The organism is Actinokineospora sp. (genome assembly GCF_050699995.1).
GTDB lineage: Bacteria > Actinomycetota > Actinomycetes > Mycobacteriales > Pseudonocardiaceae > Actinokineospora.
Genome location: NZ_JBOHGC010000346.1, coordinates 1 through 14269, shown reverse-complemented (window position 1 = coordinate 14269; position 14269 = coordinate 1). Strand labels below are relative to the sequence as shown.

At 69.9% G+C, this 14269-nt stretch carries 11 protein-coding genes; 5 read left to right on the top strand and 6 right to left on the bottom strand.

What is annotated here, in order from left to right:
- Window positions 1-390 precede the first annotated feature (390 nt).
- The gene (locus ACRDSQ_RS17075; RefSeq protein ID WP_431422329.1) at window positions 391-801 is read left to right on the top strand and encodes a hypothetical protein; all 411 of its coding nucleotides are present in this window, start codon (window positions 391-393) and stop codon (window positions 799-801) included.
- Here the strand turns inward: ACRDSQ_RS17075 and ACRDSQ_RS17070 are convergent.
- The 3 genes from ACRDSQ_RS17070 to ACRDSQ_RS17060 all read right to left on the bottom strand — a co-directional run bounded on the left by ACRDSQ_RS17070 (window position 773) and on the right by ACRDSQ_RS17060 (window position 3911).
- On the bottom strand, window positions 773-1618 hold the full coding sequence (locus tag ACRDSQ_RS17070; RefSeq protein ID WP_431422328.1) for a hypothetical protein: 846 nt from the start codon (window positions 1616-1618) through the stop codon (window positions 773-775). The two genes, ACRDSQ_RS17075 and ACRDSQ_RS17070, sit on opposite strands and share 29 nt — an antisense overlap.
- A gap of 423 nt (window positions 1619-2041) precedes the next feature.
- On the bottom strand, window positions 2042-2494 hold the full coding sequence (locus tag ACRDSQ_RS17065; protein ID WP_431422326.1) for an SRPBCC family protein: 453 nt from the start codon (window positions 2492-2494) through the stop codon (window positions 2042-2044).
- Window positions 2495-2540: 46 nt separating this feature from the next.
- The gene (locus ACRDSQ_RS17060; RefSeq protein WP_431422324.1) at window positions 2541-3911 is read right to left on the bottom strand and encodes an FAD-binding oxidoreductase; all 1371 of its coding nucleotides are present in this window, start codon (window positions 3909-3911) and stop codon (window positions 2541-2543) included.
- Window positions 3912-4018: 107 nt separating this feature from the next.
- Here ACRDSQ_RS17060 and ACRDSQ_RS17055 point away from each other — a divergent pair, with 107 nt between their 5' ends.
- Window positions 4019-4771: an SDR family NAD(P)-dependent oxidoreductase gene (locus ACRDSQ_RS17055; RefSeq protein ID WP_431422322.1), complete on the top strand. Its 753-nt coding sequence runs from the start codon at window positions 4019-4021 to the stop codon at window positions 4769-4771.
- A 17-nt stretch (window positions 4772-4788) separates the two neighbouring features.
- Complete coding sequence (locus ACRDSQ_RS17050; RefSeq protein WP_431422320.1) at window positions 4789-5151, top strand: RidA family protein; 363 nt, start codon at window positions 4789-4791, stop codon at window positions 5149-5151.
- A gap of 54 nt (window positions 5152-5205) precedes the next feature.
- Here the strand turns inward: ACRDSQ_RS17050 and ACRDSQ_RS17045 are convergent, their stop codons facing one another.
- On the bottom strand, window positions 5206-5538 hold the full coding sequence (locus ACRDSQ_RS17045; protein WP_431422318.1) for a hypothetical protein: 333 nt from the start codon (window positions 5536-5538) through the stop codon (window positions 5206-5208).
- A 182-nt stretch (window positions 5539-5720) separates the two neighbouring features.
- Between ACRDSQ_RS17045 and ACRDSQ_RS17040 the strand changes: the two genes are divergently transcribed.
- Complete coding sequence (locus ACRDSQ_RS17040) at window positions 5721-8723, top strand: BTAD domain-containing putative transcriptional regulator (protein WP_431422317.1); 3003 nt, start codon at window positions 5721-5723, stop codon at window positions 8721-8723.
- Here ACRDSQ_RS17040 and ACRDSQ_RS17035 read toward each other — a convergent pair.
- Entirely contained in the window at window positions 8720-11701 is a 2982-nt protein-coding gene (locus ACRDSQ_RS17035) for a glycine--tRNA ligase (protein WP_431422332.1), read from the bottom strand. The genes ACRDSQ_RS17040 and ACRDSQ_RS17035 overlap by 4 nt on opposite strands.
- A 59-nt stretch (window positions 11702-11760) precedes the next feature.
- On the opposite strand from ACRDSQ_RS17035, the gene ACRDSQ_RS17030 reads away from it, so the two are divergent.
- On the top strand, window positions 11761-12504 hold the full coding sequence (locus ACRDSQ_RS17030; RefSeq protein ID WP_431422315.1) for a thioesterase II family protein: 744 nt from the start codon (window positions 11761-11763) through the stop codon (window positions 12502-12504).
- Window positions 12505-12541: 37 nt separating this feature from the next.
- Here the strand turns inward: ACRDSQ_RS17030 and ACRDSQ_RS17025 are convergent.
- On the bottom strand, window positions 12542-14269 hold a 1728-nt coding region (locus ACRDSQ_RS17025), incomplete at its 5' end, for a helix-turn-helix transcriptional regulator (protein ID WP_431422314.1).

Sequence of the window (14269 nt, the reverse complement as noted above, 5' to 3'; positions counted from 1 at the left end):
GAACTGCGAGGCCAACACACCCAACCCCACCCGATCCACCAGCCGATCACCGGACTTCACCTTCACCTGACCACGCCTGGGCACAACCAGACACTACACGATCAAGCACTAAGTTCCTGGTATTGGGCTCACGGCCGCAGTCGGTTGCCTGGCACGCCTAGATCAATTTCGTCCCAGCACACCCTGTAACGCATCGACCACACTTCGCGATAAGCACTCTCACGACGGTCCGGTCCTGCGGGTTGTTGACAAGCGCGATTGCATTCAACATAGTGGCGAATAGCTACAAGGGGCTACACAATGCCAACTATTAGTTTCGATGCGACGGCAGCTTCCAAGGCGCTTGAGCTGCGAATGAAGCGTGGCCCACTTCCCGCAGGGTGCCTGCATATGGAGACTGCGGTCGTAAGGAATGGGCCTCAAGCCTATAAGACTGCAACTCTATGGTTCTTCGGGGACAGGGAAACTGGCGAGATTAAGCGCAGGGCGCTCTCGGTGCAGTCTTGGAATGCCAAGAAGGGCGCGGGTGGCTACGACTTCACTGAGAAAGCAAGTAGTTGGTCATGCGAAAACGACGAGATAGATGAACTTCTGGTGTTCTTGTCTGGCGAACTTGGTGAACCCGGCATCTACCGCAAGGTAGACCCGGACGGTTCGCTCGTGGCGGTCATTAGGAAAGTTCAGGCTGGCGAGGCGGAACTGAGGACGGCAGCCACCTTGCGGCCTGATCTGGCCCAGGTGGCGGCTTACCGCGACCTTCTCGGGTCAAGAGCTAATCGGGTGCGTGCGCCAGCAAGCTGAGCACGCGCTCCGATTCACGTACTGCGGGTTCCACCAAGGGACCAGGGGTCGGCCGCTTCTTCGACAGGCGAATCACGTTCGAGCAGAACAACAACTGTGCCAGCAGACCCGACCGTGATCCCAGATCATCAGCGAACTGCTGCTGAACACGATCTGCGACCCCTGGCACCCGCAGCGAGTGCCCCCACAGCGTCGCCGCGTCGTAGCCACGCGGAGCCGCCCCCCAGCTCTCCCAGTCGAGGATGTAGCAGTCCGGCCCTGTGACGTTGCCCCAGTGCAGGTCACCGTGCGCCGTCGTCCACTCGTTAATCGTGGTGTCCAGGCCGCGATCCCCGAACACCTCGTTGATCCGCTTCGTCAAGTGCGCCTGTCCCATGGCGACGCGGTTGGTTTCGTGCCCGGCCAGTGCGGCGAGCGAGACACCGAGATCAGTCCACCACTGGTCACCCAGCGCCGGGTCGAGCGCGATGACGCCGGAGCCGTCGACCGCCGCGGATTTCACCAGCTCCGTCTCATCCGCGCGCCAGACCACTTGGCGGCTCTCATCCGTCCAGCGGAACGACCTGAACAGCACCGGCTTGTTCACCCCGGTGATCGCGGAAGCCAACTCGGGTCCGATCCACGACCCGCTCGCGGCTGTCGGTGAGCGCCACGTCAGGTGCACCCACGTGCCCCGACTGCTGGGGAACCCCACCGTCGCACCCTGTGTACCGAACGCGCGGCCAGCCCGATCCAGGCTGACACCGAATGCGTTCTCAACACTGACCAGGACGTCGTCGTACTCCTGCGAACGCAGGTTGTAACCATCGAAGCTCACTCCGTGAACTCTATCGTGTCCCACGTCACGGCTCACGGCTGTGGCCGGGCACTGGGCGCGCGAGATCCGATTCGACGTGGCATCCAGCATCGGCTCGGCTCACTGACCGGCAGTTCACCGCCTTGACCTGCACTTCTGGGCCTTCAGCGGTCACCTCGGCAGAGTTCTTATGCTGGCACGCTAGGTCCACCAGTGTATGCGGTGCGCGAACTCTATTTGTGCTGGTCAAGCCGGCATCGGCTGTCGAGCAAGATCCGCCAACAACGCCAAGCGAAGGCTCTTACCTCCTGGATACGAGCCATCCCCGAGGTGGCCTCTCGGGATGACTACCCAAAGATGATCTTGTCCGGGTGGGACGGGTTCGCTGTCAGGGGTGGGTTCCTGCAGGCGGGCGGTATGGTCCGGTGGGGCGGTGGTCGCGGGTTATCGGGCCAGGAGTTCGGCGAGGCGGTCGAAGCTCTCCGCCCACCCCGCCTCGGACTGCTCCCGGATCTCCGGCGAGGTCCGCATCTTGATGTCCAGGCCCAGTTCCGTGCCGCCGTCGAAGTCGGCGAAGGTCACCAACCCGTCGACCGACTGCATCTGGGGCAGGCACGGCTTCGGCTCGGTGAAGCGGATCAGCTCGTTCTCGGCGAACTCGACGAAGCGGGAGTCCATGGGGACTTCCATGCCGTACTCGGCGACGACCATGGTCAGCTTGAACGTGCCGCCCACCCGCGGGTCCAGCTCGATCGTCGACTCCGGCACGCTCACCCCGTGCGGTCCCCACCACCGGCTCACCAGCTCCGGCCGGGTCCACGCCTCCCACACGCGTTCGCGTGGGGCGTCGAAGACGCGCGAAATCGCCACCCGCTGCTCGGGCATCGCTTGGTCCACGACCCTGCTCCTCGGCTCGCCGGCGACTGAATCGCCAGCGTAAGCCTCAGAGCGCGGACGTGCTGGTCATGACATCGCCACGAAAGAGTCCTCGTGGGTCGACTCGACTGCGCACCGCGTCCACCCGTTCGATGTCCGCGGCCGAGAGGTGTCCCTGCGGCTGGTCGGCGCTCTCGACGAAGGTCGGGGCCGTTCGCCCCGTGTCCCAGGGCGACAGGGCGGACCGAGCCAGCGCGAGGTGCTCGGCGATTGTCGCCGCGACCTCGGCGTCCATCGGGATCCCGGCGCCGGAGTAGACGTAGGCGGCGTCGAAGTGGGTCAGCGCGCCACCGGTGGGGTCGGGCACGGCCATCCGGCCGCCGAGCTGGCGCAGGCCCGCCATCACCAACGGCGAGCCGGAGCCCTCACCAAGGACGCGCAGGAACTCCGCGATCCCGTCTTCACCCAATTCGGTGATCAGGAAGTGGTCGCCCTGGGCCGGAACGGGCTCGTCGGGGTCCATGTGCGTCTCCAGGACCGCGTGCGTGGTCGTGGCGTGCCAGGTGTCCATCACCGGCTCGGCGACCGCGCGCAGCGGGGCCAGCAGGTCGTCCGCGTAACCCAGGGCCACGTCGTCCTCACCGAGGATGACACCGTCGACGCACACCATCGTCCCGCCGGTCAGCTCCGGCGGGATGTCCGGGAACGGCGGCAGGTTGAGCAGCCGGAACGACGTCGACACGGCGGTCGGCGCGTCCTCGCACCACTTCTCCCACAACGTCAGCAGCTTCGGGGCGTGCACGGCGGGCCAGAACGCGGTGCCGGTGACGACCGACGTCGTGGCGAACAGGTCGACCTCGATCGCCGTGACCACACCGAATCCGCCGCCGCCGCCGCGCAGCGCCCAGAACAGCTCGGGGTCGTTGTCCGCGTCCACCCGACGCAGCTCGCCATCCGCGGTGACCAACTCGATCGCCCGCACGCTGTTGACGGCCAAGCCGTGTTCGCGTCCGTAGAAGGAGATGCCGCCGCGCAGCAGGTAGCCGACGACGCCGACGGTCCCGGCCGAGCCGTGCGGCGCGGTGAGCCTGTGCGGCGCGGTCGCCTCCACGACGGCTTTCCACTGCGTCCCAGCAGGAATCCGCGCCACCCGGCGCTCCGTGTCGACGTAGACCTCGCCGTCGAGTTCCGTGCGCACGAGGATCGCGTCGTCCATCGGCTTCGCGCTCCCGGCCGAGTGGCCGGTGGTCTGCACGCGGACCTTGAGGCCCGCGGACTTGGCGTAGGTGATCGCCGCGCGGATCTGCTCGACGGTCCGCGCGGTCACGGCGGCGGCCGGGGACACCGGCGCGGCGAGGTTGAACACCTGGGTCGCGGCGACGTAGGCCGGGTCTGCGGGCAGAGCGATGCCTGCGTCCTGCTCGTCGAACGTGGTCATGCCAGCCAGCATCACAGCGGCCCGCGCGACCGGGCATCTTCGGCGGTGCGCAGTTCGGCGCAATCCCAGAGATGCACCGCACGCTGGGCGAATGTGACCCTGACCGCATGAGCGAATTCGAAGGCAAGAGCGTCCTCATCACTGGCGGCGGCAGCGGCATCGGCCTGGCCACCGCCCGGCGGCTGCTCGACGCGGGCGCCCGCGTCGCCATCGCGGGCCGCGACGCCGAACGGCTCGAAGCCGCGGCCAAGGAACTCGACGGCGGCGACAGCGTCCTCACCGTGGCCGCCGACGTGTCGAACACGGCGGACCTCGACCGGCTCATCGCCGCGGTCAAGGACGGCTTCGGCACCATCGACGGCGTGTTCGCCAACGCGGGCGTCGGCCTGAACGCGCGCACCGCCGACATCACCGAGGCCGACTTCGACCAGGTCGTCGACACCAACTTCAAGGGCGCCTTCTTCACCGTGCAGAAGGCCCTGCCGATCCTCGCCGACGGCGGCTCGATCGTGTTCAACGCCTCGTGGCTGGTGCACCGCGGCATGGGCATGGGCTCGGTGTACGCCGCGAGCAAGGCCGCCGTGCTCAACCTCGCCCGCACCCTCGCGCCGGACCTGGCCGACCGCGGCATCCGGGTCAACACGGTCACCCCGGGCCACATCAAGACCGAGATGTTCGACGCGGTCACCGGCAACGACCAGATCCGTGAGTTCTTCCGCGGGCAGGTCGCCATCGGCAGGCTCGGCGACCCCACCGACATCGCCGACGCGGTCCTGTTCCTGCTCTCGCCGCGCTCGTCGTACATCACCGGCCAGGAAATCGTCGTCGACGGCGGCATGGTCGGCTCGGTCCCCAGCTAGGGAGTTGAATGGACGGCATGAGCGATGCCGTCTACTCGATGAGCCGGGTGGCCACCGGGCCGACGCTGTACGTCGCGGGCCAAGTTCCGTCCACAGAGGACGGCTCGGTGCCCGAGTCGGCGGCCGAGCAGACCGGGCTGGTGCTGGGCAAGATCCACGCCATCCTGGTCGACCACGGCGTGGACTGGGGCGCGGTCGTGAAGCTCACGTATTTCCTGCGGGACCTCGGCGATCTCGCCGGGGTCCGCGAGGTCCTGCGTGCGGTGATCCCACACCCGCGCCCAGCCGCGACCCTGGTCGAGGTCAGCGGCCTGATCGACCCCAGGTTTCGGATCGAGATCGACGCGGTGGCCGACCTGGGACCGCACTCGACCGGCTGACGCGCACAGGGCGGCCGGACAGAGTCCGACCGCCGTACGCGTTCCACTACCGGATCAGCACCACTTGGGCGCGCGGTACGACGCGATGCCCTTGAGCCGGTTGTACTCGAAGGTGCGGGTCGCGCCGAAGGGAATGTTCTTGCACGCCGGGTCGAATCCAGCCTTGACGTCGATGGACGCCTTGGTCTTGCTCGGGTGGCAGTTGAGCAGCGTCACGATCCCGGTGCCGCCGAAGTTGGCGTCCTTCTCACCGTAGAAGTAGAGCTGCTGCTTGCGCCACGAGCAGGGCTGGTCGGCGGTGGCGGGCGCGGCGGACAGCGTCACCATTCCGGCGGCGGCCACGGCGCAGACGACGGCGGCCCGGAAGATTCGGTTGACTTTAGACATCGAGAAGCCTTTCGGTATGTTCGAGGTTGTGCCCGACGGGCGCGATCGAGCGGAGAAACGTTGAAGCGTCAAGCTTTTCTCTGCTTTCGGGCCCACCGGAAACTTCCGTGAGCCCCATGCCGATATCTTGCGAGTCGGCTCTAACAATCGGCTAACAAGCCGAAGGGGCGCCGGAGGACCGCGTGGAGGTGTTGCTGCTCGGCCCGCTCGAAGTGCGGTGCGCGGGACGGATCGTCCCGGTCACCTCGCCGATGCAGCGCGTCGTGCTGGCTTCCCTCGCCCTGTGCCCTGGCCGCATGGTGTCCAACGACGAACTTGTCGAAAGGTTGTGGGACCACTCCCCGCCCGCCAGTGCGCGCGCCACGCTGCACAACCACCTCATGCGGCTGCGCAAGGCCCTCAGCGTCGACGGGTGCCCGGCCCCGATCCTGACCCGACCGCCGGGCTACGTGCTCGACCTGGCCGCGGACCAGACCGACCTCGGCCGGTTCGACGGCCACCTCACCCGCGCCCGCGCCGCCCGGTCCGCAGGCGACCTCGCCGCCGAATCCGGCGAGCTGCGTGCCGCGCTGGCGCTGTGGCGCGGTCACGCCTTGGTCGACATTCCGTCGGAATCCCTGCGCATGGACCTCGCCCCGCAATGGGACGAGAAGCGGCTCTCCGCCGAGGAGCGGGGCGCTGAAGTCGATCTCGCGCTCGGGCGGCACGCCGAACTCGTCGGGAGACTGCGCGCGCTCGTCGCCGAGAACCCGCTGCGCGAGCCGTTCTCGGCCTACCTGATGACCGCGCTGCACGGCGCGGGCCGCGTCGCCGAAGCGCTGGAGGTCTACCGGACGACGGGCGCCCGGCTGCTCGACGAACTCGGGGTGGAGCCGGGAGCTCACCTGCGGCGTGCGCACGCGGAGGTGCTCACCGCGGCGGACGAAGACCCCGCCGTGCCCGCGGAACTGCCCCACCGCACACCGGTGTTCGTCGGGCGGGACGAGGAGCTGAGGTTCCTTCGCGGCAGGAAACTGGCCGTCATCAGCGGCACGGCGGGCATGGGCAAGAGCGCGCTGGCCGTGCGCTGGGCGCACTCGATCGCCGACGACCACCCGGATGGGCAGATCTACCTGGATCTGCGCGGGTTCCGCGACGGCGTCGAGCCGGTGCGTCCGGTCGACGCGCTGGTCCAGATCCTGCGCAGCCTCGGCGTCGACCCGACGGGCGCGCCGGACGACCTCGAGACGCTCACCCGGTTCTACCGGACGCGCATCGCGGGCAGGCGCATCCTGCTCCTGCTCGACAACGCCCGTGACGCCGCGCAAGTGCGCCCGCTGCTGCCGGGTGGGCAGCACTGCACGACGGTCATCACCAGCCGCAACCGGCTCGGCGAACTCATGGCGGCCACCGTCGTCGCCGACGTCCTGTCCGACCGCGAGACCCTGGCCCTGTTCGCCGCGGTCCTCGGGGCGGACCGGGTCGAGGCCGAGCCCGACGCGGTCGCCGAACTCTGCGGGCTGTGCGCGAATCTCCCGCTCGCCGCACGGGTCGCGGCGGCCAACCTCGCGGGCACACCGCGGATGCGGATAGCCGACTTCGTCGCCGAACTGCGGGAGTCGACCCTGCCCGCGCTCGTGATCGACGGTGCCGAGGAAAGCGCTGTGGCGCTGGCGTTCCAGTCCTCCTACCTGGCGTTGCCGGAAAGCGCGCGCACCCTTTTCCGGCGGCTCGGCGCGGTACCCGGCAAGGACGCCACCGCGCGGACCGTGGCCGCGGTCGCGGAGGTGCCGATGGCCGAGGCCCGGCGGCTGCTCAAGACGCTCATCGCGGCCAGCCTGCTGGAGAACCACCTTCCCGGCCGATACCGCTTCCACGACTTGCTGCGCGCCTACGCCGCCCAACTTGCTCAGGCCGACCCCGGGACCGGCCCCGCGATCAACCGGGTCTTGGCGTCCACTTTGGACTGGGCGCACGCCGCGGCGGTGACCATCGCCCCCGAGTTCACCAGACTGGAGCGGGGATCCGTCGGCGAGGCCCCTGCCTTACGGATCGACGAGGCCGTCGACTGGTTCACCGCCGAGCGGGCCAACCTGGTGGCGGCCGTCGAGCACGCCTGTGCGCACGGACCCGCCGAATACGGGTGGCACCTCGCCGACGCACTACGTTCCTTCTTCCACGGCACCGGGTATCTGCGCCAGTGGCGCGAGGTCGGCAGCTGCGCTTTGGGCGCCGCGCAACGGGTCGGCGACCCGCACGGGCAGGCTTCGATGTGGCTTCTCCTCGCCGCCCAGTCGATCGCCGCCAACGACGTCACCCGTGCGACCGCGGAGCTGGAAACGGCGAGGGAGTGGTGCGCCAAGGCCGAGTGGGCACGCGGGCTGTGGGCCGCGGAGAACAACCTCGGCGCCATGCTGATGCTGTGCGGCCGCCCCCGCGACGCACTGCCCCACGCCATGAAGTCCGTCGAGCTGACCCGCGACGCGGGCGCGGCACGCGGTGAGGCCACCGCCCAGTCGCTGCTGGCGATGACCTACCGCGAACTCGGGCACCTCGATTCGGCCCTGGCACATGAGACCCGCGCCCGCGACCTCAACCAGGCGGCGGGCCTGCGCGCCGCCGAGATGCGCAACACCGGCGATCTGGGCCTCATCCACTACGACCTGGGGAACCTGGCCGAGGCCGAAAGCCACCTCACCGAGGCGATCCATGCCTACCGGCAGTTCTCATCGCCGCTGAGCATGGTCGCCGTGCTCTGCTACCGCAGCCTGGTGAGGCGCGACAGTGGAGACCTGGCAGGCGGTCTGGCGGACGCGCGGAGCGCGCTGGAGACGGCGCAGAACTTCCCGGCAGCGGAACCGATGGTGTTCGCCCGGCACGCGCTCGCCGAGTCGCTGCACGCGCGGGGAGACTTCGCCGCGGCCAAGCGGGAGCACGAGCTGGCGCTGAGTGTGGCGGAGGGAATGGGTTTCCCGACGATCGTCCTCGACGCGCTCATCGGGTTGGCCCGCGACGAGGCGGCCCTCGGCGATTTCCGCGCCGCCATCCGCACCGCCAACCGAGCCCGAGCCATCACCCGCGAACGCGGCCTGACACTCCTCAGCGGACGGGCGGCGTCCGTGCTTGGCAGCGCCTACAAGGGTCTAGGCCGCCTCGACCACGCTGAGCGATGGTCAGCCGAGGCTGGGCGTAACCACTACCGCTAGCCCTCCAGGCTGGTGGTCAGGGACTGCCAGTCCAAGACAGGGGCGGCGAGATCACGGATCGACGCGAGAAGACCCAGGCGCGCGGCGCGCACGGCTGGGTCCTCCGCCATCACCAGGATGTCGTCGAAGAACGTGTTGACCGGGGCGGTCAGCACCGACGCGGCCTCCGCGAATCCGGCCAGGTCCGACCCGGCCGAGCGCGCCTTGACGAACGCCTCGTGCAGGGCCAGCTCCGCGGGCTCCACCAGCGCGGCCGGGTCGTAGGACACGGCGGTGTCGGCGGGGACGATCCGGCGCACCCGCTGCAGAGCGGCGGCCAGGGCGGCGAAGTCCGGGTCGGTGACGCGGGCCGACAACTCGGTCAGCGTCTCGTCCGCGGCAGCCGGGGCGTGGGCCAGCGGCAGGACCGCGGCCACCAGGTCGTGGGCGTTGCCCGCGTCGAGCAGGTGCTGCTCGTAGCGCTTCACGACGAACTCGGCGACGTCGGCGAGGACCGCGTCGAAGACCTCGATGCCCTGGGCGCGGATCCGGTCCGCGGCGGCGGCGAGGCCGGCGGGGATGGTGATCGGGCGCAGGACCGGGTGGGCCCGCAGGATCGCCACGACACCGGCGGCCGCGCGGCGCAGGCCGAACGGGTCGGAGCTGCCGGTGGGCTTCGCGCCGATGGCGAACAGGCCCGCCAGCAGGTCGAAGCGGTCGGCCAGGGCCAGCAGGGCGCCCGGGACGGTGGACGGGACGGCCCCGCCACCACCTCGCGGAAGCTCCATGTCGAACAGGGCTTGGGCGACGGCCTCGGTCTCCCCGGAGCGGCGCGCGTACTCACGGGCCATGGTGCCCGCGAGGCTGGTCAGCTCGATGACCATCTGCGAGCCCAGGTCGAACTTGGCCAGCGCGGCCGCCCGGGACAGCGTCTCGGTGTCCTTTTCGGACAGCTCGACGCCGCGGGCGAGTTCCTGTGCCACCACGCCGATGCGGTCGGCGCGCTGGGCGACGGAGCCGAGCTTCTCCTCGAAGGCGAGCTTGGCGATCCCGTCCTTCATCTTCTCCAGCGGGGTCTCCAGGTCGGCGCGCCAGAAGAAGCTGGCGTCCTCGTAGCGGGCCCGCAGGACCGCCTCGTTGCCCGCGCGCACCTTGTCGTGGTCGCAGGAACCGTTGGCCACGGCCACGAAGTGCGGCAGCAGCTCACCGGAGGCGGCCCGCACCGGGAGGTAGCGCTGGTGCTTGCGCATGACCGTGGTGAGGATCTCGGCGGGCAGGTCGAGGTAGCGCCGCTCGAACGAGCCGAGCAGCGCGTTGGGCTCCTCGACCAGGTTGGTGATCTCGTCGAGCAGGGCCGACTCGCCGTCGAAGTCGACGGTGCCGCCGGCCGACGCGGCGAGGTCCCGCGCGGCGGCGATGATCCGGGCGCGGCGCTCCGCCTGGTCGACCACGATGCCATGGGAGGCAAGGAAAGCCGGGTAGTCGGCGGCGGACGCGACGGCGACCTCGGGCTGCGCGGCGGTGCGGTGCACGCGGGTGACCGTGCCCGCGGCGAGCGAGGACGCGGCCACCGGGACGGGCGTGTCGCCGAGGAGGGCGAGCAGCCAGCGGACCGGGCGGGTGAACGACAGCTTCGGGTCGTTCCAGCGCATGTTCTTGTCCGAGCGCAGCTCGGAGACGACCTCGCCGAGGATCCCGCTGAGCACCTCGACCGCGCCGCGGCCGACGTCGGTCTTGGTGATGCCCACGTAGTTCACCCCGTCGACCTCGACGCGCCGCAGCGTGGCCGGGTCGACGCCCTGGCCGCGGGCGAACCCGGCGGCGGCCTTGGTCGGGTTGCCGTCGGCGTCGAACGCCGCCGACTCGCGCGGGCCGCGCACGGTGCGCTCGGCGTCCGGCTCACGGTCGGACACGCTGTCGACGATCGCGACGACGCGGCGGGGGGTGGCGTAGGTGGTGATGTCGCCGTGCGCGAGTCGGGTCGCGGCCAGCTTCTGGGTCAGCGCGCGGCGCACGGCCTCGGCGGTCCGGGTGACCTCGTGCGGCGGCAGTTCCTCGGCGCCGATCTCGAACAGCAGCGTGTTGTCCCCGCTGACCTCGGCGAACTCGGTCGGCACGGCCGCGGCGGCAGGCGCCTCGACGGCGCCGAGCGGGTGCCCCAGCTCGGTGCGGCGCTCAGCCCACAGCGCGGCGACCTCGCGGGCCAGGCCACGCATCCGGGCGAACGCCTTCGCGCGCTCGGTGGTGCTGACCGCGCCACGCGAGTCGAGGATGTTGAACGCGTGCGAGCACTTGAGGACGTGCACGTGCGCGGGCACCGGCAGGCGGGCGTCGAGCAGCCTGCGGGCCTCGGCGGCGTACTCCTCGAAGAGCCTGCGCTGGCTGTCGACGTCGGCGTCGTCGAGGTAGAACCGGCTCATCTCGTACTCGGCCTGGCCGAACGCCTCGCCGTAGGAGATGCCCGGCGCGTACGCGATGTTCGCGAAGTGGTCGACGCCCTGCAGCGCCATCATGATCCGCTCGATGCCGTAGGTGATCTCCACCGACACCGGCTCCAGCGGCGCGCCACCAGCCTGCTGGAAGTACGTGAACTGGGTGATCTCCAGGCCGTCGAGCCAGACCTCCCAGCCGAGCCCCCACATGCCCAGCGCCGGAGAGGCCCAGTTGTCCTCGACGAACCGCACGTCGTGCGCGGCGACGTCGACGCCAAGCGCCTCGAGGCTGCCCAGGTAGAGCTCCTGGGGGTTGCCCGGGTCGGGCTTGAGGATGACCTGGAACTGGGTGTGGGTCTGCAGGCGGTTCGGGTTCTCCCCGTAGCGCGCGTCGTCGGGCCGCACACTGGGCTCGACGTAGGCCACCCGCCACGGCTCCGGGCCGAGGATGCGGAGCACCGTCGCCGGGTTCAGCGTGCCCGCACCGACCTCGGTGTTGACCGGCTGCACCACCATGGCGCCGCGATCGGTCCAGTACTTGGTCAAGGCGATCAACGCGTCCTGCATGGTCAGCACAGTGGTACCTCATCTACACGCCTGGCGGGGATGCGGGCAGTCTAGTTGGTATGCCGTTACCGACTGACGACCTGTGGGTCCGCAGATTCCATCCAGCCCCCGCGGCGGCCCACCGACTGGTCTGCCTGCCGCACGCGGGCGGGTCCGCGAGCTACTACTTTCCGATGTCCAAAGCCCTCTCCCCGGACGTCGACGTGCTGGCCGTGCAGTACCCGGGACGACAGGACCGGGCCGCCGAACCCATGATCGACTCGGTGCGCGAACTGGCCGACCGACTGGCCGACGTGATCGCGCCCTGGGCGGACCGGCCGTTGACCCTGCTCGGCCACAGCATGGGGGCGGCGGTGGCGTTCGAACTGGCGTCGCGGCTTCAGGAACGCGGAATCATCGCCCACCGACTGTTCACCTCTGGGCGGCGTGCGGCTTCGATTGTCCGGGACGGGGAGCGGGTTCATGAGGCGGATGACGCTGGTGTGATCGCGGCGATGAGGCGGCTTGGTGGTGTTGACACGGCTTTGCTTGACGAGCCTGGGTTGGTGGAGCTGATTCTGCCGTCGGTGCGGAATGACTTCCGGGCGGTGGAGACTTATCGGTATGTGTCCAGGCCGCCTTTGGCCATGCCGATCGTGGCTTTGACCGGAGACGATGACCCCACTACGTCTCTTGACGACGCCCGAGCGTGGGCTTCGCATACCGCAGTGGGGTTTTCTTTGGAGGTTTACCCTGGTGGGCACTTCTTTTTGAATGACCACATGGGGGCTGTGGTCGGTCTTGTTCGCGCCTCGCTTTCCTGATCCTTGGCGCCTGTTCGGCCCATCGTGTTCAGGGTTCTCAGCGGTCGTCCTGGGTTTGCAGTTGCCTTGGCAGGCCTGCTGGGAGGTCCGTCCTGCGGGTGACCTTCAGCTTCTTGTAGACCCTGGTCAGGTGCTGTTCGACGGTGCTCACCGTGATGTACAGCTTTCCGCCGATTTCCCGGTTGGTGTGGCCCAGCGCCGCCAGTACCGCCACCCTGCGTTCCGCTTCGCTCAGGACGTCGAGGCTGGGGCGATCCGGTTCCGGCATTCGGTGCGGTTCGTCGCTCGCGCGGCCGGGCAGCAGGGTTCGGCTCAGGGGTTCGGCCTGGCAGCGCTTGGCCATCTGCAGGGCGCGGCGGGCTACTGCCCTGGCCTTCTCGGCCGCTCCGACCTCGCTGTGCGCGTGGCTCAGGTCGGTGAGAGCCCGGGCCAGTTCGAACCGGTCACCGCTGAGGTGGAGGGAGTCGACGGCTTCCGCCAGGACCGACACGCGGTGGGTCGGGTCGACGGTGGCGGCCAGGACCCGCAGGCCGATGCCCCTGGTGCGGGGGCCGCGGCACCCCGGCAGCGCCAGATGCTCTGTCATGAGGCCGCGGGCCGCCTCCCGGTTGCCGAGGGCGACCAAGGCCTGGGCCGCGCCCGCGCGCCACGGAACGAGGGTGGGGAGGTCGATCGACCAGGCCCGCAGCAGTTCGCCTGCCCGTTGGAACTCACCTAGGGCGGCGTGGGGGCGGTCGGTGGCCAGATAGTGCTGCCCACGCGCGTAGAGGTACTGGACGCCGAATTGGGTTTCGAAGACCGGGTCGGGGACCGGCTGCCGGAGGAGGTCGGCGGCGTGCTGGTGGTCGCCCATGGCGGTGGCGGCGCTGACCCGGGTCGCGAGGAGCGAGCCGATGGCGACGCCCCAGCTCTGGGCCGAGAGGCCATCGGTGGCGATCCGGCCGTACCTCGCGGCGGCGGGGAGGTCGCCTTGACGCAGGGCGATCTCGCCGCGCACGCCGTTGAGGACGGCCTGCCAGGTCACCGACCTGCGCTTGGTCGCCTCGGCCAGCAGGGACGCGCACCAGGTGGCTGCCCGATCGACGCGGTCGGCGTGGATCAGGGCGGCCAGCGCCGAGACCTGGGCGCCGAAGGCCTGTTCGCCGAGGCGGCAGCTGCGGAGGATGTGTTCGGCGTCGGTCGCCGTGCGCGCGTCGGACTCGCCTGCCCGGATGCGGTCGAGCAGGGCGCCCGCGCGGCTCCACGGGTCGTTGCGGCCGGACGGCTTCGGGAGCACCTTGATCCGGGCGCGCGCGACCGGGTTGACGAAGGACAGCCAGCCGACGACAAGACCGATGTGGCCGGACTTGGGCTTCTCACCCGTCGCCACCGAGGCCGCCAGACCCGCGAGCGTGCCCGCCAGGTCCTCCGTGTGGCCGGACCAGAACAGGTGTTTGGCCAGGTGAACGGCGTTGTGGTCGGCCAGCGTGCCGCGCGCCCGCGCGTCGAGCAGGGGGGTGAGGTGGCGCAGCGCGGCGGTCGGGTTGGACCGCCACTCGATGCGCAGCAGATGGGTGACGATGTCGGCGTGCTCGGTCTCGTCGACGCAGCACCGGGCGGCGAGGTCGAGTCGGGCGACGGCAAGGTCGAGCCGGTCGGCGGCGAGGGCCTCGCGCGCCGCGTGGCGCAGGACGGCGACCGCCCAGGTCCCGTCGGGCTGGTCGGCGGCGACGAGGTGGTCGGCCACCTGGCTCTCCGAAGCGCCCTCGCGGTGGAGCAGCCGGGC

Bases quoted from the DNA above. Each gene is read 5' to 3' on its own strand.
- ACRDSQ_RS17075 (WP_431422329.1), top strand. From the start codon at position 391: ATGGAGACTGCGGTCGTAAGGAATGGGCCTCAAGCCTATAAGACTGCA.
- ACRDSQ_RS17060 (WP_431422324.1), bottom strand. From the start codon at position 3,911: ATGACCACGTTCGACGAGCAGGACGCAGGCATCGCTCTGCCCGCAGAC.
- ACRDSQ_RS17055 (WP_431422322.1), top strand. From the start codon at position 4,019: ATGAGCGAATTCGAAGGCAAGAGCGTCCTCATCACTGGCGGCGGCAGC.
- ACRDSQ_RS17050 (WP_431422320.1), top strand. From the start codon at position 4,789: ATGAGCGATGCCGTCTACTCGATGAGCCGGGTGGCCACCGGGCCGACG.
- ACRDSQ_RS17045 (WP_431422318.1), bottom strand. From the start codon at position 5,538: ATGTCTAAAGTCAACCGAATCTTCCGGGCCGCCGTCGTCTGCGCCGTG.
- ACRDSQ_RS17035 (WP_431422332.1), bottom strand. From the start codon at position 11,701: ATGCAGGACGCGTTGATCGCCTTGACCAAGTACTGGACCGATCGCGGC.
- ACRDSQ_RS17030 (WP_431422315.1), top strand. From the start codon at position 11,761: ATGCCGTTACCGACTGACGACCTGTGGGTCCGCAGATTCCATCCAGCC.